This window comes from Pseudomonas sp. FP2335, from assembly GCF_030687535.1.
Taxonomy (GTDB): Bacteria; Pseudomonadota; Gammaproteobacteria; order Pseudomonadales; family Pseudomonadaceae; genus Aquipseudomonas.
In genome coordinates this window covers 393,809-416,159 of sequence record NZ_CP117437.1, presented here as the reverse complement: position 1 = coordinate 416,159, position 22,351 = coordinate 393,809, and the positions used below count along the sequence as shown (strand labels likewise).

The 22,351-nt window shown below is 61.1% G+C and carries 16 protein-coding genes; 7 read left to right on the top strand and 9 right to left on the bottom strand.

Annotated elements, in window-relative coordinates; all coding sequences use genetic code 11:
- Positions 1-72: 72 nt before the first annotated feature.
- A complete protein-coding gene (locus PSH81_RS01750; RefSeq protein ID WP_305391902.1) occupies positions 73-1,437 on the top strand; it encodes a formimidoylglutamate deiminase in 1,365 nt (454 codons plus the stop codon).
- A 117-nt stretch (positions 1,438-1,554) separates the two neighbouring features.
- On the opposite strand, the gene PSH81_RS01745 is transcribed toward PSH81_RS01750, so the two are convergent.
- The 6 genes from PSH81_RS01745 to PSH81_RS01720 form a co-directional block, all read right to left on the bottom strand.
- Positions 1,555-2,124: a lipocalin family protein gene (locus PSH81_RS01745; RefSeq protein WP_192298390.1), complete on the bottom strand. Its 570-nt coding sequence runs from the start codon at positions 2,122-2,124 to the stop codon at positions 1,555-1,557.
- 30 nt (positions 2,125-2,154) lie between these two features.
- Positions 2,155-2,409 carry a hypothetical protein gene (locus PSH81_RS01740; RefSeq protein ID WP_017734861.1) on the bottom strand — a complete coding sequence of 85 codons (255 nt, stop codon included), beginning with the start codon at positions 2,407-2,409 and terminating at the stop codon, positions 2,155-2,157.
- A 240-nt stretch (positions 2,410-2,649) separates the two neighbouring features.
- Positions 2,650-3,660 carry a class 1 fructose-bisphosphatase gene (locus PSH81_RS01735; protein ID WP_033897713.1) on the bottom strand — a complete coding sequence of 337 codons (1,011 nt, stop codon included), beginning with the start codon at positions 3,658-3,660 and terminating at the stop codon, positions 2,650-2,652.
- 108 nt (positions 3,661-3,768) lie between these two features.
- The gene (locus PSH81_RS01730; RefSeq protein WP_226457634.1) at positions 3,769-5,118 is read right to left on the bottom strand and encodes a DUF3999 domain-containing protein; all 1,350 of its coding nucleotides are present in this window, start codon (positions 5,116-5,118) and stop codon (positions 3,769-3,771) included.
- Positions 5,118-8,639 carry a DUF2339 domain-containing protein gene (locus tag PSH81_RS01725; protein WP_305391901.1) on the bottom strand — a complete coding sequence of 1,174 codons (3,522 nt, stop codon included), beginning with the start codon at positions 8,637-8,639 and terminating at the stop codon, positions 5,118-5,120. The genes PSH81_RS01730 and PSH81_RS01725 overlap by 1 nt, the downstream gene beginning before the upstream one ends.
- A 202-nt stretch (positions 8,640-8,841) precedes the next feature.
- Entirely contained in the window at positions 8,842-11,292 is a 2,451-nt protein-coding gene (locus PSH81_RS01720) for a glycogen/starch/alpha-glucan phosphorylase (RefSeq protein WP_226457632.1), read from the bottom strand.
- 239 nt (positions 11,293-11,531) lie between these two features.
- On the opposite strand from PSH81_RS01720, the gene PSH81_RS01715 reads away from it, so the two are divergent.
- Positions 11,532-11,966, top strand: a complete 435-nt coding sequence (locus PSH81_RS01715) for a YkgJ family cysteine cluster protein (protein ID WP_017734855.1) — start codon at positions 11,532-11,534, stop codon at positions 11,964-11,966.
- A 203-nt stretch (positions 11,967-12,169) separates the two neighbouring features.
- Here PSH81_RS01715 and typA read toward each other — a convergent pair whose 3' ends face one another.
- The gene (gene typA / locus PSH81_RS01710; protein ID WP_181080294.1) at positions 12,170-13,990 is read right to left on the bottom strand and encodes a translational GTPase TypA; all 1,821 of its coding nucleotides are present in this window, start codon (positions 13,988-13,990) and stop codon (positions 12,170-12,172) included.
- A gap of 139 nt (positions 13,991-14,129) precedes the next feature.
- Positions 14,130-15,584, bottom strand: coding sequence for a tRNA uracil 4-sulfurtransferase ThiI (thiI, locus tag PSH81_RS01705; RefSeq protein ID WP_192298395.1), 1,455 nt, complete (start codon positions 15,582-15,584; stop codon positions 14,130-14,132).
- A gap of 334 nt (positions 15,585-15,918) precedes the next feature.
- On the opposite strand from thiI, the gene glnA reads away from it, so the two are divergent.
- The 4 genes from glnA (at position 15,919) to ntrC (ending at position 20,857) form a co-directional block, all read left to right on the top strand.
- Complete coding sequence (gene glnA, locus PSH81_RS01700) at positions 15,919-17,325, top strand: type I glutamate--ammonia ligase (protein ID WP_192298396.1); 1,407 nt, start codon at positions 15,919-15,921, stop codon at positions 17,323-17,325.
- A 293-nt stretch (positions 17,326-17,618) separates the two neighbouring features.
- Positions 17,619-18,044, top strand: coding sequence for a cupin domain-containing protein (locus PSH81_RS01695; protein WP_305391900.1), 426 nt, complete (start codon positions 17,619-17,621; stop codon positions 18,042-18,044).
- A gap of 294 nt (positions 18,045-18,338) precedes the next feature.
- On the top strand, positions 18,339-19,424 hold the full coding sequence (gene glnL, locus PSH81_RS01690; RefSeq protein WP_010213871.1) for a nitrogen regulation protein NR(II): 1,086 nt from the start codon (positions 18,339-18,341) through the stop codon (positions 19,422-19,424).
- On the top strand, positions 19,421-20,857 hold the full coding sequence (gene ntrC, locus PSH81_RS01685; RefSeq protein ID WP_192298398.1) for a nitrogen regulation protein NR(I): 1,437 nt from the start codon (positions 19,421-19,423) through the stop codon (positions 20,855-20,857). Before glnL ends, ntrC begins: the two co-directional genes overlap by 4 nt.
- Positions 20,858-21,405: 548 nt before the next feature.
- Here the strand turns inward: ntrC and PSH81_RS01680 are convergent.
- Positions 21,406-21,846, bottom strand: coding sequence for a hypothetical protein (locus PSH81_RS01680; protein WP_192298399.1), 441 nt, complete (start codon positions 21,844-21,846; stop codon positions 21,406-21,408).
- Here PSH81_RS01680 and PSH81_RS01675 point away from each other — a divergent pair.
- Complete coding sequence (locus tag PSH81_RS01675) at positions 21,845-22,300, top strand: tRNA (cytidine(34)-2'-O)-methyltransferase (RefSeq protein ID WP_226457630.1); 456 nt, start codon at positions 21,845-21,847, stop codon at positions 22,298-22,300. The genes PSH81_RS01680 and PSH81_RS01675 overlap by 2 nt on opposite strands.
- Positions 22,301-22,351: the final 51 nt, after the last annotated feature.

The window sequence follows — 22,351 nt, the reverse complement described above, 5'->3', positions numbered from 1 at the left end:
CCGGAGTTTACCGAGCAGGCAAACGTCTGTATATGTATATACAAATAAACACACGACCGGGGTGCTCTGATCATGTCCGCTTTCTTTGCCGAACGCGCACTGCTGCCTAATGGATGGGCCAATGATGTACGTCTTGAAGTCAGCGCCGATGGCCTGCTGACAAAGGTTGCGGCCAATGCCAACGCAGACGGCGCCGAACGGCTGAGAGGCCCGGTTTTGGCGGGCATGCCGAACCTGCACTCCCACGCTTTCCAACGTGCGATGGCCGGTTTGGCCGAAGTGGCAGGCAACCCGAACGACAGTTTCTGGACCTGGCGCGAGCTGATGTACCGCATGGTCGGCAAGATCAGCCCAGAGCAATTGCAGGTGATCGCGCGCCAGCTGTATATCGAAATGCTCAAGGCCGGCTACACCTCGGTGGCCGAATTCCACTACGTGCACCATGACGTCAACGGCCAGCCGTATGCCGACCGTACCGAGTTGTCACGCCAGATCAGCCAGGCGGCGGCCAGCAGCGGCATCGGCCTGACGTTGCTGCCAGTGCTCTATACCCACTCCGGGTTTGGCGGCCAGGCACCGAATGAGGGCCAGCGACGGTTTATCAACAGCACTGAAAGCTATCTGGAACTGCAAGCGCGCCTGCAGCCCATCCTCGCCGCGCAACCGGCGCAGCAGTTGGGGCTGTGTTTCCACTCGCTGCGCGCGGTCACGCCGTCACAAATCAGCGCAGTGCTGAGCGCCAGCGACAAAGCCTGCCCGGTGCATATCCACATCGCCGAGCAACAGAAGGAAGTCGACGACTGCCTGGCCTGGAGCGGCAAGCGCCCGCTGCAATGGCTGTACGACAATGTTGCAGTGGATGAACGCTGGTGCCTGGTGCATGCCACTCATGCCGATGCGGATGAAGTCGCGCGCATGGCCAAGAGCCGGGCGATTGCCGGGCTGTGCCTGACCACTGAGGCGAACCTGGGTGACGGGATTTTCCCGGCGGTAGACTTTCTCGCGCAAGGCGGGCGCATGGGGATTGGTTCCGACAGCCATGTGTCGTTGAGCGTGGTGGAGGAATTGCGTTGGCTGGAATACGGCCAGCGCCTGCGGGATCAGCGGCGCAACCGTTTGTATCGCAGCGATCAACCGATGGTGGGCCGCACGCTGTTTGATGCGGCACTGGACGGCGGCGCACAGGCGCTGGGCCAACCGATTGGTCGATTGGAGGTGGGTAGACGCGCGGATTGGCTGGTGCTGGACGGCAATGATCCGTACCTGGCGACGGCGAGCGACGATGGCATTCTCAATCGCTGGTTGTTTGCCGGTGGGGATCGGCAGGTGCGGGATGTGCTGGTGAACGGGAAGTGGGTGGTGCGGGAGGGTCGGCACGCTGACGAAGAAGACAGCAATCGCGCATTCACCCAAGTACTGAAGGACCTGCTCGGTTAAAAAATGTGGGAGCGGGCTTGCTCGCGAAAGCGGTGGGTCAGACAAAATATCTGCGTCTGATACACCGCTTTCGCGAGCAAGCCCGCTCCCACAATTTGATCGACGGTGGTCTCGGGGTTATTGCGAGGTCTTGGCCATCTCTTTGTCCGACGTGCGCCAGATCAACCGAGTGGTGTCATACCCCTGCTGGCGCGCCCTGCTCAGCAGGTCTTCGCGGGTGTCGGCACTGACCGTCGGCGAGCGCGACAAGATCCACATGTAGCGCCGGCTCGGGCTGCCCACGATTGCGGTCTTGTAGTCATCGCTGACATACAGCACCCAGTAATCGCCCTTGGCGACGCCCGGCAGCAGCGATGTGAACCAGTTATTGAATTCGACCCAGAGCTTGTCGGTCTTGCCCGGCACTTGCGGCGTGGCCGTGCCCTTGGCTTCTTCCCACTTCCATTCGGTCGTCAGGCAGCGGTTGAACACCGACATGTCGCCATCCGGCAGCAGGGTGTAGCGGGCTTCGGACTGCGCGCAGTTGCGCTGGAAGTACATCGGCAATCGCGCCAACTCATACCAGGTGCCCTGGTAACGCTTGAGGTTGACGTTGTTCGCTGTCTTGGGTTGCAGATCATCGCCAGAATGGCTGGCGCAGCCCGCCAAAAACAGGCTGGCACAAAGGAACACAACAAAACGGATCATTCTTCTTCTCCCGCAGGCTCACGCCCCGGTTTACTTCAGGCCTTGCCCGGAAAACATCAGAACCTTGTCACCGGCATATTGCACGCTGATAAAGCTGGTTTTATCGCCCCAGGTGCAGCTGGACATGCCCAGTGCGCCGGAACAATCGGTCGGCTTACCCAACAGCGACTCCACCTCGGCCTTGGCCATGCCAGCCGACAGCTTTGCGTAATTTTCTTGGTTGACCTTGCTGCAAGCGGCCAACAGCACGCAAAAAGTCAGCAAGGCGAGACGGCGTAACGACATGGAAAAACTCCTGGAGGGACGAAGCAGCATGGGGGTCTGCCAGAAGCTTAGAAGGGAAAAGGGGTGTCTGGTTCCCGATGGGCAAAAACAAAAAAAACCCCGAAAACGCTGAAACGTTTCGGGGCTTTCTAGCCGACACAAAATCTTGTAGTGAGCGGGCTTGCCCGCGCTGCGGTACACCAGGCGCCTTAAGCTAACCTGACACACCGCCGCGCGGGGCAAGCCCGCGCACTACAAAGGTTACTTCTTGTGGTAGGCGGTTACACGCTCGACTTCTTCTTTCGAACCCAGGAACACCGCCACACGCTGGTGCAGGCCTTCAGGCTGGATGTCGAGGATGCGCTGATGGCCGTCGGTGGACGCGCCGCCCGCTTGCTCAACCAGGAAGGACATCGGGTTGGCTTCGTACATCAGGCGCAGTTTGCCTGGCTTGGATGGCTCGCGGCTGTCGCGTGGGTACATGAACAGGCCACCACGGGTCAGGATGCGGTGTACGTCGGCCACCATCGCGGCAACCCAGCGCATGTTGAAGTTTTTCTTCAGCGGGCCTTCTTCGCCAGCCATCAGCTCGCCCACGTAGCGGGTCACCGGCTCTTCCCAGTGGCGCTGGTTGGACATGTTGATCGCGAATTCCTGGGTCGATGCAGGAATGGTGATGTCTTCGTGGGTCAGCACGAAACTGCCCATTTCGCGGTCCAGGGTGAAGCCCTTGACGCCATCGCCCAGGGTCAACACCAGCATGGTCTGTGGGCCGTAGATCGCGTAACCGGCGGCAACCTGCTGGGTGCCGGGTTGCAGGAAGGCCTTCTCGTTCAGCGGCTCGTTCTGGCTCAGGTATTCGTTCGGGCAACGCAGTACCGAGAAGATGGTGCCGACCGGCGCGTTGATGTCGATGTTGGACGAACCGTCCAGTGGGTCGAATACCAGCAGGTACGCACCTTTCGGGTATTTGCCCGGAATCTGGTAGGCATTGTCCATTTCTTCGGACGCCATGCCGGCCAGGTGACCACCCCATTCGTTGGCTTCGAGCAGAATCTCGTTGGAGATCACGTCGAGTTTCTTCTGTACTTCGCCCTGCACGTTTTCAGTGCCCATGCTGCCCAGGACACCACCCAGTGCGCCTTTGGACACGGCGTGGCTGATTTCCTTGCAAGCACGCGCCACCACTTCGATAAGGAAGCGCAGATCGGCAGGCGTGTTGTTGCTGCGGGTCTGCTCGATCAAATAGCGACTCAAGGTAACGCGGGACATGTAAGGCTCCGGAGAATGGGGGGCTAAAAACCCGCGCAGTTTAGCGCGAGTCGGGGCGTATTTCCTCCTATCAGAGGATTTAAACCCAATAGAGTTCATGGACTTTATCTAACGTGCCACCGGCGGCTTGCGCAGCAAACTGTAGGCCATGGCGCCCAGCGCCGCCACGCCAAGCAGCAGCACGGCCCAGAGCCCGAGTTTTTTCCAGTCGGGCCCGCTCTCGACGGCGGCGGCGGCAACAGGCGTGTTGACCACCGCGTCCCCGGCGACCGTGGCCTGGCCCAACGCCCTGAGGCGCTCGGCGCTGTAATCAGGAATCAGTGTCGACAACGGCAAATTCGCCGCCTTCGCCGCAGCATTGCCCAGCGCCAGGGTGAACGGCGGCTCACCCCGCGCCAGGAACACCAACTGCGTGCTGCGCACGGCAAAGTGCAGGGCCGGCGCCTCGACGCCCAGGCCTGCGCCGCGCTCGTCTACCTGCAACTTGAGTTCAGCGACGGCCTGCCCCGGCAGCTGCAACTCATCCTGCACCACCTCCTGGCCGTTACTGGTCAGGCGGTAGAGCAACCCGTTGCTCAACGGTTGCCAGGCCTGCTTGCTGTCGCGACGCCCCGACAAGGTGACGGGCGCCAGGGTATTGGGCTGTTTCAGTTCGATGCGCAAACGCTCGACATTCAGCCCGGTCGGCAACTGCCAGCTGTATTCCCCGGCGCTGAGCCGCGTGCCTGCCAACGGCTGCGACCATACCAACGGCAGTGGCAGGCTGCTGCTAGTGGCACTGACCAGCTTGGCCGAGGTCAGCAACGGCGCTGCCTGGCCTTGCCACACCAGGCGCAGGTAGCGCGCCGATTGCCCCGGCAGGTTTACGTCATGCTGCTCGACCCGCTCGTCGGCAAACGACAGGCGCGCAACCTGCCCGTCGCCCCACGGCGTCCAATGCTGCAAATCATCGCTGGCCTCGATGCTGAAGCGTTGGAAGCCGTCGTGCTCACGACTCCAATCCAGGCTCAGTTGCTGCAACGGTGCCTTGATCGCGCTGGCGTCGAGCACCCAGCCGCGCAGCACCTGCGGCCCCTTGGCGCTGGACGGGCGGATTTCCAGCAGCGTGCCCTCGGTGGTGGATTTCATCACCACGCCGGGCAGCGCCTGCTGGGTATCGGCGGCGTACAGCGGGAACCACTTCACCTCGGTGACAGTGCGGCTTTCGCTGCGCTGCGAGGATTGGCGCGACAACGCGTAGGCCTGCGGCTCACCGGCGGCGTTGAACACACGCACGTCACTGAGGTCTGCCTGGCGCGCACTCAACTGCACGGCCAGCGGCAACTCCAGCCGATACCACGGGCCGTTGCCGCTCACGGCCAATGGCACCCGCACCGAAAAGTCGGCCGGCGTTTCCTGGGCGCAGGCCGCCGAACCCAACAGCCACAGCGCCAACCCACTCAGACTCAGCTTGCCCATCAAGACGATGCTCCTTCAGTTTCAACGCGCTTGGGCGGCAGCGGCGCAAAGTAGCCCACCACCAGCAACAACCCGCCCACGCCGATAAACGACACGATCCGCGCCAGGCCGCCACGGTTACTCAATTCGACAAAGAACAACTTGGCCACCACCACGGCAATCAGCGCCGCACCGATCAACCACACTTCGCGACGATGGCGCAGGTGGCCGCCGATCATCAGCCCAAGGGCGATCAGGGTCCACACGATCGACAGGCCGGCTTGCACCAGCATCGATTCAAGCAACGCCTCCAGCTGGAACGGCACGCCGCCCCAATGGTGCGCGGTGCGCATCACCAGCGCGGTAAAGAACCCAAACAGCGACAGGCCCGCGACCCCCTGGGCGAGCAACTCTGCGCGCGGCCCACGCTGTGGCGCGACACTGCGCGCCCACAGGTACACGCCCAACAACGCGAACAACAGGCCCAGGTCCAGCGGGTTGAGCAGCGGCACATACGGCAACGGTTCGGCAGTGCCGTCGCTGAAGATGTTCGCCAACCAGAACCAACCGAGCATCAGCACCGCCAATGGCAACGCCGCGAGCACGCGGTATTCCCGTGGGTATGCCGACACCGGCCACGGCCAGTTGCGCGGCGCAGCGGCCAGCACCAGATACAGGCTTGGCAGAATCGCCCAACCGAGCCAGCGCCAGGCGTTGTACTGATCCGACAGCAACAGCAGGCCGTAACGCAGTTCCAGCGCGAGCACGCCGATCAGCATCCAGCAGCCCAGCACATGGGCCACGCTCAACACCGTGCCAGGCACTGTCGAAGCCAAGCGCCGCAGCGAAATGAAGTGCACGACGAAAACGGCCAACCACGCCAACCAGCCAAATTGCGCCGCCGGGTGGTAATAGGCATCCAGGGACGCCAGCAACACCACGCCCGCCGCCGGCATCAACAAGGTGCTGAGCACGCCCAGCGACGGCCAGCGCAACCGCTGCGCGCCAAACGCCCAGAGCGCCACGCTTACGGCGGCGATGCCGAGCAAGGACGGGCCTTGCAAAGCGTTCGGGACAAAGCGCAGCACCTCGCTGATCAACGCCAGCGCCCACCACGCGGCGCCCCACACCAACAGCACGTCGGACAGGCGTTGCAGTTTCAGCACCGCAAACACCGGCACATGCCGCTCGCGCTGCAAGCGCCAGGCGCCGACCAGCGCGGCCAGGCCCAGGACCATCGGTGTCCAGAAACCGCTATGCCCCAGCAGGCGCAAGCCTTCGCCGCTCAACGGCCCCAGCAGCTGCGGCACCGACAGCAGGAACGAACCGCCGCCGATCAGTTGCAGCAGCAAGCCAAACACAAAACTCACGCGCTGTTGCAGGTACAGGCTCAACCAGATGATCAACAGACCACTGGCCGCCCACACGCCACTCGCGCTTTGCCATGGCAGTACGAACAGCACCGCAAGGTTGATCAGCACCAGCCCGGCCAGCAACACCACCGACAGCCCACGCAACAAGCGCACGTCACCACGCACCATGTCGTCGCGCGCCGCCAGCAACATGCCGCCGATCAGCGCCAGGCCGATCAGCGAAGCGGTGAGCAAACCACTCCAACCCGCACTGAATACCGCCGCGCCCTCGCCACCCTGCAAGCGCAGCAGGAACAACGCGCCGCCGAGCAGTTGCACGGCAAACGCGGTGAACAGGAAGGTGCGCGAGCCGATGCGCAGGCCGACAAACAGCGTCGCCAGCCCGGCAATCGCCCAACTGATGGCAGTGCCCTGGGTCTGCAACAGCAACGGCGCCAGCAGGTACACAAAGCTCAAGCCCAGGCTCGCCAGTACCGGCAGGCCTCTACGTTCCCAATCCGCCGCCTGTTCAGCCGGCGCCTTGCGCAGTTGATCAAAGCTGAACAGCAACGCCGCGCCCAGCAGCAACGCCCCCAATGGCGCGCCGTCGAGCAGGCTGTGTTCGCCGATGCGCAACTCGCTGAGGAACGCCATTGCCGAGCCCAGTTGCAGCAGCAGGCCGAAGGCTCGCGCCAACGGCCGCTGTTGACGCAACCCGAGCCAGAAAATCCCCGCGCCCTCCACCGCCCACGCCGCGGCAGTCCAGCGCGCGTCGAGCCCAAGGGGAATCGCCAGACTGGCAAAGATCACACCCAGGGCCAGGCAGGTTTCCGCCAGCAACAAGGCGCGCCCACCACTGAGCAGACGGGCCAGGCCCATGTAGATAATGCCCAGGCCCAACGCACTGAACGCAGCGGCGAACTCCAGGTGCTGCACCAGCGCGAACTGCAAGCCAAAGCCCACCAGGGGTGGGCCGAACAGCATGCTGCCGTCGACATAATCACCCTTGGCCGCCGACCAGCGCAGCAGCGCTCCACGGCTTTTGTCCTCGGACGCGTCACTCATCTCCAGCAATTTGCGCCGGGTGAACAACAGGCCGATGGCCAGGTACATCAGGAAAAACAGGATCAGGAACGGCTCGGTGCTCCACAGCAGTTCCGGCGTGTAGGAACGCAGGCCCCAGGCGAAGCCGATGCCGAAGGTGCCGACAAAGCCGATCAGGTTGAGCAGGCGCCAGGCCTTGAACCAGGCAATCGCGAGGATGCCCGCGTTAAGCAACGCGAAGTAACTGAACAGCGCCACATGGTTGCCGGCCCCCGTGGAAGTGAGGATCGGCGCGGCGAAACCACCGAGCGCGGCCGCACAGGCCAACCCCAGTGCGTCCTGGGTGATCGCCAGGATCGCCGAGAACACCGTAACCGCCACCAGCAGGCCCAGTGCCGCGCTGGGATCGATCAGCGGATGCAGGCGCATCGCCGCAAACACCGTGAGGTACAACACCGCGATCCCGGTGCCTTGCAGCATTAAGCCGTAATGGCTGTTGCGCAGGCGCAGCCACCAACCCAGGCCCAACAGGCCGACCGCAGCGGCGGCGACACCGGCGTAGCGCAACTCGATCGGCACCACCATGCCTTCGGTGGCATACCGCAGCAGGAACGCCAGGCCAAGGAACAACAGCACCACGCCGACGCGCAGCACGGTGTTGCCGCCAAACAGCCAGTTGCGCGCACCGCTGATGGCGCGCTCGATCAGGTTGGGGCCACGCGGGGTTGCCGGTTCTTGCGGGCTTGGTGTCGGCATCGGCGCGGGCGCTGGCGCCCAGACATCATCCGGCAGCGGCTGGCTGGCCTCGGCAACCATCGGCACAGGCGCCAACTCGGTCGGCAGCTCCCAGACAAGGTCGGGCGCCTTGGCGACAGGGGTGGGGTCAGGAATGGAGGGTTCGACCCTGGCACTGCCGACCGGCGGCGTGGGCACTTCCAGTAGCCGCAGGCGTTCACCCAGGGCGATCAGCGCCTTTTGCGTGGTTTCCAACTGGCTCGCCTGCTTGTCTGCCTGGGCCGACAGTTGCGACAGGCGAATCGCCTGGCCAAGCCCCAAGCCCAGCAGCGCACCGATGCCGGCGTCACTGAACGACTCGTCGAGTGTCCAGCCGAGCGCGAGGCCAATCAGCATGAAAATCCATTGCATGGTCGATATTCCCTAGGCAAACCGGGGCCTAGTATATCGACGCGAGAGCAATGTGGGAGAAGGCTTATGTGGGAGCGGGTTTGTGTGGGAGCGGGCTTGCTCGCGAAGACGGCGTGTCAGGCAACTCATCTGATACTGCCCCACCGCTTTCGCGAGCAAGCCCGCTCCCACACAAGCCCGCTCCCACAACGTAGTGCGGCGTCTAGTCCAACGCTTTCCAGATTTCGGTGGCGTATTCGCGGATGGTCCGGTCGGAACTGAACCAGCCCATCCGCGCCGTATTGAGCACCGCCGAGCGCCACCACGCCTTGGAATCGTGCCAATGCGCTTCGACCCGCGCCTGGGCGTCCCAGTAGGAATCGAAGTCGGCACACACCAGGAAACGGTCGTAGTCGATCAACCCGTCGATCAGGCCCACATAACGCCCCGGATCATCCGGCGAGAACACCCCGCCGCGGATCGCTTGCAGCACATCGTTGAGGCGATGGGAGGCGGCAATATCGGGGCCGGCATTGAACTCCCCGGCATGTTTGCGCGCTTCCACCTGCTGCGCACTGAGGCCGAAGATGAACATGTGTTCGGCGCCGACGCGTTCGTGCATTTCCACGTTGGCGCCGTCCATGGTGCCGATGGTCAGCGCGCCGTTGAGGCCGAACTTCATGTTGCTAGTGCCCGAGGCCTCGAAGCCGGCGGTGGAGATTTGCTCCGACAAGTCCGCCGCCGGAATGATGCTTTCGGCCAGGCTGACGTTGTAGTTAGGCAGGAACACCACCTTGAGCAGCCCGCGCACGGTGGGGTCGTTGTTGACGGTGCGGGCGATGTCGTTGGTCAGCTTGATGATCAGCTTGGCCTGGTGATAACTGGCCGCCGCCTTGCCCGAGAAAATCTTCACCCGCGGCACCCAGTCGGTGCCCGGCTCGGCGCGGATCGCCTGGTACAGCGCCACGGTGTGCAGCAGGTTGAGCAGTTGGCGCTTGTACTCGTGGATGCGCTTGACCTGTACGTCGAACATTGCCGCCGGGTTGACCGAAATGCCCAGGCGTTCGTGGATGATTTGCGCCAGCGCCCGCTTACTGTGCAAGCGCTGCTCGGCGAAGGCTTTGCGGAACGTCTGCTTTTCGGCAAAGGTTTCCAATTCGCCCAGGCGGGTTTCCATGTTGTCGAGAATGTCCGGGCCCAATGCCTCCACCAACATCTCGGTGAGCTTGGGGTTGGCCTGGTACAGCCAGCGGCGGAAGGTGATGCCGTTGGTTTTGTTGTTGATGCGTTCGGGGTAGAGCTTGTGCAGCTCAGAGAACACCGTGCTGCGCATCAATTGGGTATGTAAACCAGACACGCCGTTGACGCTGTGGGAGCCGAGGAACGCCAGGTTACCCATGCGCACGCGGCGGCCGTTGTCTTCTTCGATCAGCGATACGGCGCGCAGTACGTCGAAGTCGTGGATGCCCTTGGCGCGCAGCGAATCGATGTGCTGGGCGTTGATCAGGTAGATGATCTGCATGTGCCGGGGCAGCATGCGTTCCATCAAACCCACAGGCCAGGTTTCCAGTGCCTCGGGCAGCAGGGTGTGGTTGGTGTAGGAAAGGGTTTCAACCGTCACATCCCACGCGGCGTCCCACGGAATGTCATGCAGGTCGACCAGTTGGCGCATCAACTCGGCCACGGCGATGGACGGGTGGGTGTCGTTGAGCTGGATCGCGGCGTGTTCGCCCAGGCTGAGCACCGAGCCGTGCATGTTCTTGTGGCGGCGCAACAGGTCTTGCAGGGACGCGGCGACGAAGAAATATTCCTGGCGCAAGCGCAGTTCCTGCCCCGCTTCGGTGCTGTCGGCCGGGTAAAGCACCCGGGAGATGCTTTCGGCACGGGCGACCTCGGCGACGGCGCCAAGGTGATCACCGGCGTTGAAGCGCTCCAGGTGCAGGTCTTCCACCGCACGGGCACGCCACAGACGCAGGGTGTTGACGCTGGCGCCGCGCCAGCCGACAACCGGGGTGTCGTAGGCAATGGCGCGGACGGTTTCGTTGGGGGTCCAGATCTGGATCGACTTGCCCGCGCCGTCTACCGTGGTTTCGACGCTGCCGCCAAAGCCGATCGGGTAAACCACCTCAGGGCGCTCGAACTCCCAGGGGTTGCCGAAATCCAGCCAGTGTTCGGTCTGTTCCTGCTGCCAGCCATCGACAATCGCCTGGCGGAACAGGCCGTGTTCATAACGGATGCCATAACCATGGCCGGCAATGCCGAGAGTCGACATGCTTTCCATGAAGCACGCGGCCAGACGGCCCAGGCCGCCGTTGCCAAGCGCCGCGTCGGGCTCCAGCAGACGGATGCGCTCAAGGTCCACGCCCAACTCGGCCAGGGCTTCGCGGGCAATCTCCAGCACGCCGAGGTTGCTCAGGCTGTCGTAGAGCAAACGGCCGATGAGGAACTCCAGGGAAAGGTAATACACGCGTTTCTGACCTTTGCGGTAAATGCGCCGCGTGTGGTCCATCCAGTGGTCGACCATCTGGTCGCGGGCGGCCAGGGCAATGGCTTCGAACCAGTCATGGTCGAAGGCGTGATCCGGGTCCTTGCCCACCGCGTAAGTGAGTTTGGTCAAGACAGCATCGCGAAATGCGGCTACCTCTGCTTCTCGTGCAAGTGGTTCCTGAGACATCAGATGCGACCTCGGGCGAGATAGAAGGAGTTGCTAGAGCCTAGACGGTCTGACAGACGGTGACCGCTCTGGTTCGGCACTTTTTTAACGCATTTACCTTTGGCGGTTTTTGATGCATTGGCCGTGCCTGCTTTGGCCCAGACACGCCTTCTGGCCGAAACCGGCAAAATATTGTTCAAAAAACCACCAATCCCGGTATGATCGCGCGCCCGGATACCGCCCCACCTTTTGGAACCCTGATGAAGCCTCAACTGATCGCCGCCGCGGAACTCGACCGTCTTGAAACATGGCAGAAATACTCCGCACACATGTGCGGTGGCTGCGTGTCCAGCTGCTGTACGCTGCCGGTCGAAGTGAAGGTCAAGGACCTGATCCGCATTGGTCTAGTCGATGAGTTCGAGCTGGGCGACCCGGCGAAGAACATCGCCAAGCGCTTGCAGAAGGAAGGCATCGTCGAGCGCTTCAATTCCAAGTCCGAGATTTTTACCCTGCAGCGCATGAGCAACAACGACTGCCTGTTCCTGGATCGTAAGACGCGCTTCTGCACTATTTATGACAAGCGCCCGGATACTTGCCGCAACCACCCTAAGATCGGGCCGCGGCCGGGGTATTGCGCGTACAAGCCCAAGGAAGTGGTGCGCGAGACCAAGTTCAAGACGCTCGATAAGTTCTGATCCGCATTTTGTATTGCTTGGGCTACCGCTTTCGCGAGCAAGCCCGCTCCCACATTTGACCGAGTTCCAACTTTGGAATGCATTCAAATGTGGGAGCGGGCTTGCTCGCGAAGGGGCCGGCACAGTCATCACATATTTTGCAGGCACAAAAAAACGCCCCCGGCCTTTCGACCGGGGGCGTTTTTCATTCAGCCTGAGTTAACTCAGTTCTTGGCTTTCTTGGCAGCGCGGGTACGCTCGCCTTCGTCCAGGATCTTCTTACGCAGGCGGATCGACTTAGGCGTGACTTCGCACAGCTCGTCGTCCTGGATGAATTCCAGGGCCTGTTCCAGGGTGAAGCGAACAGGTGGAACCAGAGCGATGGTTTCGTCTTTGCCCGAAGCACGCATGTTGTCGAGCTTCTTGCCTTTGGTTGGGTTGACGCCCATGTCGTTGTCACGGCTGTTCAGACCAACGATCTGACCGTTGTAGATCTCTTGACCGTGTTCAACGAACAGCTTGCCACGTGCCTGGAGGGTTTCCAGGGAGTAGGTCAGCGCCTTGCCGGTTTCAACCGATACCAGAACACCGTTCTGACGGCCGGACATGTCGCCGGACTTCATGGTGTCGTAGCGATCAAAGATCGAGGTCAGGATGCCAGCACCGTTGGTCAGGGTCAGGAACTGGTTACGGAAACCGATCAGACCACGAGCAGGGATGTTGTATTCCAGACGCACACGGCCTTTGCCATCCGGCACCATGTTGGTCAGGTCGCCTTTACGCAGACCCATCTCTTCCATCACCTTGCCCTGGGATTCTTCCGGGGTGTCGATGGTGACGTTTTCGAACGGTTCCTGCTTCACGCCGTCAACCTGACGGATGATCACTTCCGGACGACCAACGCCCATTTCGAAGCCTTCGCGACGCATGGTTTCGATCAGTACCGAGAGGTGCAGCTCACCACGGCCGGAAACCTTGAACTTGTCAGCCGAGTCGCCTTCTTCAACACGCAGTGCAACGTTGTACAGCAGCTCTTTGTCCAGACGTTCCTTGATGTTACGGGAAGTCACGAACTTGCCTTCTTTACCGCAGAAAGGCGAGTCGTTTACCTGGAAGGTCATGGAAACGGTTGGCTCGTCAACGGTCAGAGGCTTCATCGCCTCGACGTTGTCCGGCTGGCACAGGGTGTCGGAGATGAACAGGGAGTCCATACCGCTCACGCATACGATGTCGCCTGCGAAAGCTTCTTCAACGTCGATACGGTGCAGACCGTGGTGACCCATCAGCTTCAGGATACGACCGTTACGCTTCTTGCCGTCAGCGCCGATAGCAACAACCGGGGTGTTCGGCTTGACGCTACCACGAGCGATACGGCCAACGCCGATAACACCCAGGAAGCTGTTGTAGTCCAGTGCCGAGATTTGCATCTGGAACGGGCCGTCACGGTCAACTTTTGGCGCCGGTACGTTGTCGACGATCGACTGGTACAGCGGGGTCATGTCTTCAGCCATGTCGTTGTGGTCCAGACCGGCAATGCCGTTCAGGGCCGAGGCGTAGACGACTTTGAAATCCAGCTGTTCTTCGGTGGCACCCAGGTTGTCGAACAGGTCGAAGATCTGGTCCAGAACCCAGTCCGGACGCGCGCCTGGACGGTCAACCTTGTTGATGCACACGATCGGACGCAGGCCGGCTTCGAACGCCTTCTTGGTCACGAAACGGGTTTGCGGCATAGGGCCGTCCTGGGCATCAACCAGCAGCAGAACGGAGTCAACCATCGACATTACGCGTTCAACTTCGCCGCCGAAGTCGGCGTGGCCCGGGGTATCCACGATGTTGATGTGGTAGCCGTTCCAGTTGATGGCGGTGTTTTTCGCCAGGATGGTAATACCGCGCTCTTTTTCCTGGTCGTTGGAGTCCATCACGCGCTCGTCATTGAGCTCGTTGCGCTCCAGGGTGCCGGACTGACGCAGGAGTTTGTCTACCAGGGTGGTTTTACCATGGTCAACGTGAGCAATGATGGCGATGTTACGTAGATTTTCGATCACTTGTGTATCTCGATCAGAGGATTCGGTGTGCTGACAGGTCGTGGCAGCGATTAACAGTAGAGTCAGGCCTTGCCGTTACAGCTTGACGGCAGAGTCGGGGGGCCGGTGACGCAGGCCACAGGCAAACAGCCCCGGGCTCTTAGCTCGGTCGATAAACGCGCACATTGGCATGCCCCTCACTGAGCAAATGGTGGGCATGCAGGCGACTCATCACGCCTTTGTCGCAATACAGCAGGTACTGACGGCTGTTATCCAGTTCCTTGAAACGCGCGTTCAATGCATAAAACGGCAGCGTTTGTACGTCGATGCCAGGAATCTCCAGCGGCTCATCTTCAGCGGCATCCGGGTGACGGATGTCGATGACGATCTGGCCGGCCAGGGCTTCGCTGACTTCTTCGATCTTCACGTCCTGGCCCAGTTCGTCGATGACACGATCGATAGGGACCAGCTTGGCGTTCTCGAGCGCACGCTCCAGAACCGCCATGTCGAACTGTTGTTCTTCGTACTCCACGCGGTTGCGCTTGGCGTGGGTCTTGGGGTTCACCGAGATGACCCCGCAATATTCAGGCATGTGCTTGGCAAAATCCGCCGTGCCGATTTCTTCGGCCAGGTCGATGATGTCCTGCTTGTGACTGGCGATCAGCGGGCGCAAGACCAGCTTTTCGGTGACGCAATCGATCAGCGACAGGTTCGGCAGCGTTTGGCTGGACACCTGGGAGATTGCTTCACCCGTCACCAGGGCGTCGATCTGCAACTGATCGGCGATCCGGGACGCAGCGCGCAACATCATACGCTTCAATACCACGCCCATATGACTGTTATCGACTTTGCCGAGAATTTCGCCCAGCACTTCTTCGAACGGTACGCTTACAAATAGCACGCGTTGGGAGCTGCCGTACTTCTTCCAGATAAAGTGCGCAACTTCCATCACGCCCAATTCGTGTGCACGCCCGCCCAGGTTAAAGAAGCAGAAATGGCTCATAAGGCCGCGGCGCATGATCTGGTAGGCGGCAACCGTGGAATCGAAACCGCCGGACATCAGGACCAGGGTCTGTTCCAGGGCGCCCAGCGGGTAACCGCCGATGCTGTTGTGCTGGCTGTGGATGACAAACAACCGTTGGTCGCGAATTTCCATGCGCACTTCAATTTGCGGCGCTTTCAGGGAAATTCCGGCAGCGCCGCACTCGCGACGCAGCTTGCTGCCGACGTATTTCTCGACATCCATGGAGCTGAAGGTGTGCTTGCCGGCGCGCTTGCAACGCACCGAAAAGATCTTGCCTTCAAGCTCGCTGCCGTAGTGCTGCTTGCACTTCTCGGTGATGTCGTCGAAGTCGCCCAGCGGGTACTCATCCACCTGCAGGAAATGCGCGATGCCCGGCATGCAGCTCAGGCGTTCGGTCATGTCCTTCAAGGCTTTGGCGTCGGTAATGCGGGTTTCCAGCTCGAGATTGTCCCACACGCCGTTCACCACCACAGCCGGGTCCAGGTCACGGAGCACGGCACGGATGTTCTTGGCCAATTGACGGATGAAACGCGTCCGTACCGGTCGGCTTTTGATGGTGATCTCGGGGAAGACTTTAACGATTAATTTCATGGAAACAGCGCGCGCCGGGCCTGCTGAAAAAGGGGGGCGCGGATTATAGCGGAAATCGCTCAAGGTTTAACCAGTTAATATGCATCGGACTGCAAGCGCACTAAAGCAGTGCATTTTCCAGTGCGTGCGCTACATTGCGGTGCGCCATTTTCGGGCTTTTGTCGCAATGCACCTTTATAGGGGCGTTTTTGGACCAGAAAACCCATGTTGGCGCACTGGCATGCAATTTGCTCTCTTGTGAGGCAGGTTGCCATGGCGGACTATCCGCGCCGGCATCACCCACATTCTAAGGGCTAACTCCACTACCCCAGCCCGAAGCCACCCGGAGGACACTATGTCGAAGTCGGTTCAACTCATCAAAGATCATGACGTTAAATGGATTGATCTGCGCTTCACGGACACCAAAGGCACTCAGCACCACGTGACCATGCCGGCTCGCGACGCGCTGGAAGACGACTTCTTCGAAGTTGGCAAGATGTTCGACGGTTCCTCCATCGCTGGCTGGAAAGGCATCGAAGCCTCCGACATGATCCTGCTGCCGGACGACGACTCTGCCGTACTGGACCCGTTCACCGAAGAGCCGACCCTGATCCTGGTCTGCGACATCATCGAACCTTCGACCATGCAAGGCTACGATCGCGACCCGCGCGCCATCGCCCACCGCGCCGAGGAATACCTGAAGACCACCGGTATCGGTGACACCGTCTTCTGCGGTCCTGAGCCTGAGTTCTTCATCTTCGACGAAGTGAAGTTCAAGTCCGACATCTCCGGCTCCATGTTCAAAATCTTCTCCGAGCAAGGCTCGTGGATGTCCGACCAAGACATCGAAGGCGGCAACAAAGGCCACCGTCCAGGTATCAAAGGCGGCTACTTCCCGGTTCCTCCGTTCGACCACGACCACGAAATCCGTACCTCCATGTGCAACGCACTGGAAGAAATGGGCCAGGTCGTTGAAGTTCACCACCACGAAGTGGCAACTGCCGGCCAGAACGAAATCGGCGTCAAGTTCAACACCCTGGTGAAGAAAGCTGACGAAGTTCAAACCCTGAAATACGTTGTACACAACGTTGCCGATGCATACGGCCGCACCGCGACCTTCATGCCTAAGCCTCTGTACGGCGATAACGGTTCGGGTATGCACGTTCACATGTCCATCGCTAAAGATGGCAAGAACACCTTCGCTGGCGAAGGTTATGCCGGCCTGTCGGAAACTGCCCTGTTCTTCATCGGCGGTATCATCAAGCACGGTAAGGCCCTGAACGGCTTCACCAACCCGGCGACCAACTCCTACAAGCGTCTGGTTCCAGGCTTCGAAGCACCGGTAATGCTGGCCTACTCGGCGCGCAACCGTTCCGCTTCGATCCGTATTCCTTACGTCAACAGCCCACGCGGCCGTCGTATCGAAGCACGTTTCCCGGACCCGGCTGCCAACCCATACCTGGCTTTCGCAGCCCTGCTGATGGCTGGCCTGGACGGTATCCAGAACAAGATCCACCCTGGCGACGCCGCCGACAAAAACTTGTACGACCTGCCGCCTGAAGAGGCCAAAGAGATCCCACAAGTGTGCGGTAGCCTGAAAGAAGCCCTGGAAGAGCTGGACAAGGGCCGTGCGTTCCTGACCAAAGGCGGCGTGTTCAGCGACGACTTTATCGATGCCTACATCGCCCTGAAAAGCGAAGAAGAAATCAAGGTTCGCACCTTCGTACACCCACTGGAATACGAGCTGTACTACAGCTGCTGATCCGGTAGCGCTGCTTAAAGTAGCGTGATGAAAAAGACCTCCTTCGGGAGGTCTTTTTTTGCCCCGGATTCAGTCGCCCGGGGTATCGCGGCCGAGCATCTGCACGCCCGGCGCGCTCGGTTGGTGGATGCCCGGACGGCATCGTGAGCCTTGCCTTCCGTCGCTTCAGATACGCTGAACAAAAGGGTGCTGACAATTGTGTACGCGGCCTACTTGATTTGAAGCACCGTCCTGCATCTTCACTTGGATAAGTCGCCATAGCCTGACCGTTCACTTACAGAACAGGATGGACCATGGACACTCTCAAGCTCTTGATTGCAGCAGCGTCGGGCTTATCGTTGCTGGGATGCAACAGCCAGCCAAAGGGCGCCGTACAGATCGAAAAGGAGGTGCTGCTTGAGCGCAGCGAGTCGTGGGACGGCGAGCCTTACAGAGTCTACCCCTCCGGGCCGCCGCAGCTCACGCTGATAAGGCTCAGGATTCCTGCGCACACGCAATTGCCATGGCACACCCACCCAATGCCTAACGCCGCCTATATCGTCTCCGGAGAATTGACCGTTGAAACCCGCCAGAGCGGGGTTACTCGCACATTGAGACAAGGGCAAACCCTCGCCGAGATGGTGGGCACCGAACATCGTGGAGTCACCGGCGACACCCCCGTCGAACTTCTGGTCTTTTACGCCGGCACCGCGGGCATGCCGCTTTCCGAGCAACGTTGACCCACCGGCTATCGAGGATCGTTTTCACCACACACAGAAAGCGATCCGCCCACCACTTCCTGAACAACAGGCACAAAACCGCACTATATTGGTGCAACTGGCTGCACCCGTCACACCTGCCAGCCCATTTTGGTTCGAAACTACCCGAGCAAGCTGGCAGAACGCCACAGATTCGCGCCTTAAACCCCTATTCCAGGGCATTTACGCTTCTTTTCGGAGCCTTGGTTTGGTTTTTGCATTTTCCTTGTATCAGCGTGTGCCTCAAGCCCGCGCCTTGCTCCAAAAGAGGTCCTGATGACCATCAGTGATGCACTGCACCGTTTGTTACTCGACAACCTGACCACCGCGACCATCCTGCTCAATGACGACCTGCGCCTTGAGTACATGAACCCGGCGGCAGAGATGCTCCTGGCCATCAGTGGTCAGCGCAGCCATGGGCAGTTCATCAGCGAATTGTTCACCGAGTCGGCCGAAGCCTTGAGCTCACTGCGCCAGGCGGTGGAGCAGGCACACCCATTCACCAAGCGCGAGGCGATGCTCACCGCACTCACCGGCCAGACGCTGACCGTCGACTACGCCGTAACCCCGATCCTCAGCAATGGCGCCACCCTGCTGCTGCTCGAAGTTCACCCCCGCGACCGCCTGCTGCGTATCACCAAGGAAGAAGCGCAACTGTCCAAGCAGGAGACCAGCAAGATGCTGGTGCGCGGCCTGGCCCACGAGATCAAGAACCCCCTGGGCGGCATCCGTGGCGCCGCGCAATTGCTCGCCCGCGAGCTGCCGGACGACAACCTCAAGGACTACACCAACGTCATCATCGAGGAAGCCGACCGCTTGCGTAACCTGGTGGACCGCATGCTCGGCTCCAACAAGCTGCCCTCCCTGGCGATGACCAACGTGCACGAGGTCCTGGAGCGCGTTTGCCAGCTGGTCGAGGCCGAAAGCCAGGGCTGCATCACCTTGGTGCGCGACTACGACCCAAGCATTCCCGACGTATTGATCGACCGCGAACAGATGATCCAGGCGGTGCTCAATATCGTGCGCAACGCCATGCAGGCCATCAGCAGCCAGAACGAGCTGCGCCTGGGCCGCATCAGCCTGCGCACCCGCGCCCTGCGCCAGTTCACCATCGGCCACGTGCGCCATCGCCTGGTGACCAAGGTCGAGATCATCGACAACGGCCCCGGCATTCCTGCGGAACTCCAGGAAACCATCTTCTTTCCCATGGTCAGCGGCCGCCCGGACGGTACCGGGCTGGGCCTGGCCATTACCCAGAACATCATCAGCCAGCACCAGGGTCTGATCGAATGTGAGAGCCATCCTGGCCACACCACGTTCTCGATCTTTCTGCCTCTGGAACAAGGAGCCCCATCGACATGAGCCGTAGTGAAACTGTCTGGATCGTCGATGACGACCGTTCTATCCGCTGGGTCCTCGAGAAAGCCTTGCAACAGGAAGGCATGACCACCCAGAGCTTCGACAGCGCCGACGGCGTGATGAGCCGCCTGGCACGCCAGCAGCCCGACGTGATCATCTCCGACATCCGCATGCCCGGCGCCAGTGGCCTGGACCTGCTGGCGCGCATCCGTGAGCAACACCCGCGCCTGCCGGTCATCATCATGACCGCGCACTCGGACCTGGACAGCGCTGTGGCGTCCTACCAGGGCGGCGCCTTTGAATACCTGCCCAAACCGTTCGACGTGGACGAGGCGGTGGCGCTGGTCAAGCGCGCCAACCAGCACGCCCAGGAACAGCAAAGCCAGGAAGCCCCACCCGCCCTGGCCCGCACCCCGGAAATCATCGGCGAAGCGCCGGCGATGCAGGAAGTGTTTCGCGCCATCGGGCGCTTGAGCCACTCCAACATCACCGTGCTGATCAACGGTGAGTCGGGCACTGGTAAAGAGTTGGTGGCCCACGCCCTGCACCGTCACAGCCCACGGGCGGCCTCGCCGTTCATCGCGCTGAACATGGCGGCGATTCCCAAGGACCTGATGGAGTCCGAGCTGTTCGGCCACGAAAAAGGCGCGTTCACCGGCGCAGCCAACCTGCGCCGCGGGCGTTTTGAACAGGCCGACGGCGGCACGTTGTTCCTCGATGAAATCGGCGACATGCCGGCCGACACCCAGACACGCTTGCTGCGCGTACTGGCCGATGGCGAGTTTTATCGCGTGGGCGGGCACACGCCGGTCAAGGTCGACGTGCGCATCATCGCGGCGACGCACCAGAACCTCGAAACCCTGGTGCATGCGGGCAAATTCCGTGAGGACCTGTTCCACCGTCTCAACGTGATCCGTATCCACATCCCGCGCATGTCGGACCGTCGCGAAGACATCCCGACCCTGGCCCGCCACTTCCTCAGCCGCGCCGCCCAGGAACTGGCCGTCGAGCCGAAGCTGCTGAAAAGCGAGACCGAGGAATACCTGAAGAACCTGCCGTGGCCCGGCAACGTGCGCCAACTGGAAAACACCTGCCGCTGGATCACCGTAATGGCGTCCGGCCGCGAAGTGCACATCAGCGACCTGCCGCCGGAGCTGTTGAGCCTGCCGCAGGACTCGGCGCCGGTGACCAACTGGGAGCAGGCATTGCGCCAATGGGCCGACCAGGCCCTGGCTCGCGGCCAGTCGAACCTGCTGGACAGCGCCGTGCCGGCGTTCGAGCGCATCATGATCGAAACCGCCTTGAAGCACACCGCCGGTCGCCGTCGCGATGCCGCGGTGTTGCTGGGTTGGGGGCGTAATACCCTGACGCGCAAGATCAAGGAATTGGGAATGAAGGTTGACGGTGGAGATGATGACGAGGGCGATGACGCCTGATTCTCAGCTCCACTGAAAATCCAATTTGCTAGCGGGCTTGTGTGGGAGCGGGCTTGCTCGCGAATACGGTGTAACAGGCACACATGTTCTGTCTGACCCACCGCTTTCGCGAGCAAGCCCGCTCCCACATTTGGATCGCCATAAACTTCGGGGATGTGCACCGCTTGAATGCACCATGAACCGGCATCGGGCACAGGTTTAGCGCTTCAAATCCTGGCCGCGCTGAAAAAAACAGCAGCCAGAAACCACCAAAGCCCCGTATTCCGGGGCTTTGCGCTTTCTGTAGTAATTTTTTGGCACAACTCGGCCACTCTGGCACGCACCCTGCAATAACCCCTGTACAACCCGGTTTCGGGGACCTTGGTACAGGCAGGCCGAGAATCCCCTCTTTACACCCTGGGGTGCTTGATGCGAACCGCGTCGCGCCCCGCCCCCGTTTCGGGAACCTCGGTACAGGCAGGCCGGGGCTTCCCTCTTTAACACCGAAGTCGTTGCGGCTTCAGCCCGTTTTGGGAGCCCTGGTACAGGCAGGCCGGGAACTCCCTCTTTTATTGCTCCTGGAGATGGATCTCCAACCGCCAGCGGCCGTCGGCCTTCTCGCCCTTCCACTCCCCGCGCAACGGCCGAGCCGCCACCAGGTTCAGCAGCAAGCCGCCATCGGTCTTGCGCACGCGCCAGTTCACATCCTTGTCATTGACCTTGAGTTGCCCGCCGGCGGCCTTGCCCTTGGCGTCGAACAGCAGCGCCACGGTGCCATCGATCAGCTCGCCATGCAGCTTGGGTTCGCTGTTGAACCACACCACCACACCGTCCGCGGCGGTCTCGACCTGTTGCAGTTCAACCGGGTCCGGCGTGGTCAGGCGGCCAATCATCAGCCCGACCATCATGCCGACAATCGCCAAAGAGCCCATGACCCTCGGCATTAGCTTCGGCCTTGGGTCGTCTTCGGGGGTAGAATGCAGCGCATCTTTACCTTCGGAGCCGTGCATGTTTCACGTCATCCTTTTTCAACCAGAAATTCCGCCGAATACCGGCAACGTTATCAGGCTGTGCGCCAACAGCGGCTGCCACCTGCATTTGATCGAGCCCCTGGGCTTCGACATGGACGATAAACGCCTGCGCCGTGCCGGGCTGGACTACCACGAGTACGCCACGCTCAAGCGCCACGCCGACCTGGCCAGCTGCCTGGAAAGCCTGGGCCACCCACGGTTGTTCGCGTTCACCACCAAGGGCTCGCGGCCGTTCCATGATGCCAGCTTTGCCGAAGGCGACGCCTTCCTGTTCGGCCCGGAAAGCCGTGGCCTGCCGGCCGAGGTGCTGGATGCCTTGCCTGACGGGCATCGCTTGCGTTTGCCGATGCGTGAAGGGTGCCGCAGCCTGAACCTGTCCAACACCGTGGCCGTCGCTGTTTACGAAGGCTGGCGCCAGCTGGGCTTTAGATAGCACCGCATAACAAATGTGGGAGCGGGCTTGCTCGCGAAAGCGGTGTGTCAG